The organism is Paenibacillus gallinarum (assembly GCF_014836635.1).
GTDB classification, from domain to species: domain Bacteria; phylum Bacillota; class Bacilli; order Paenibacillales; family Paenibacillaceae; genus Paenibacillus; species Paenibacillus gallinarum.
The window spans coordinates 1-831 of record NZ_JACSQL010000053.1; the positions used below are offsets into that span (position 1 = coordinate 1).

Genomic DNA, 831 nt, shown 5'->3' on the forward strand with positions numbered 1-831 from the left:
AAGATGCGCTTAGGAGGGGTTTGATTTGATCGAAAAAAACAGGGACTGTATTGAACAAGCTAGAAAGCAGCTTAATGCCTTGGCTAAGGAATACAATAACGATTTTCAACATCCGGTTGTAATAAAGCAATCGATGCTATTAGATGAACTCATTAACCAGTATAGTAGAAGTGGAAAACAAAAAGAGAAGCCAATTGTTTGACTAATCGACTCTGGGTGAAGAACTTTTTCCCGGATCCCTCGATTTTTGAGCTTAACATTTCATACAGAATAACGGATTCTATAAATAAATGATGAAGAAAAATGGCCAGGAAGGAGCCAGATCATGCAAACATGTGGGTATTGTGGTTCAGCTGTTGAACCCGTCGGTAAGGGGCTGTATTGCTTATTTTGTGATATGGAAGTCTACCGGGATGAGGTGCAAGAAAACGGGATGAGAAGGCCGCTACGAGCTGAGAAAGTAGTGTTTCTGTCAGCTGCAGAGCGACCGACACAGGAACTTATGGAAAAGGACAGTTATTATTTGACCTTACTACTAAAGCTGGTTCGCAATGAACGCAAGCGCACATACAATCTGCTCCGAGTGGTTAATAAAGGAGCCGAATTGCAGCCTGGAAAATTTAAGTCCGGACAAAATGAAGGTGCGAAGAATTACCAGTATTGGACACGAAAAGCATGGATTATTGAAAACATTTTACGCGATAGAGTGGGTTACTATCCGATAAAAATTACGGATAACATGTTAAATAGCATCATTGAGCAAATGGAGGAAAGTAATCAAAAACCAATGACATTTTCTCCAAAGTAATTGTTCCAAAGCAGCGAGATTAC

2 protein-coding genes are annotated in these 831 nt (G+C 40.2%); both read left to right on the forward strand.

The genetic code is table 11. From position 1 onward, the window contains the following. Positions 1-25 precede the first annotated feature (25 nt). Positions 26-202 (forward strand): aspartyl-phosphate phosphatase Spo0E family protein, encoded by a 177-nt coding sequence (locus H9647_RS25575; protein ID WP_191805316.1) that lies wholly within the window; start codon positions 26-28, stop codon positions 200-202. A 123-nt stretch (positions 203-325) separates the two neighbouring features. Further along, the gene (locus H9647_RS25580) at positions 326-808 is read left to right on the forward strand and encodes a hypothetical protein (RefSeq protein ID WP_191805318.1); all 483 of its coding nucleotides are present in this window, start codon (positions 326-328) and stop codon (positions 806-808) included. Positions 809-831 lie beyond the last annotated feature (23 nt).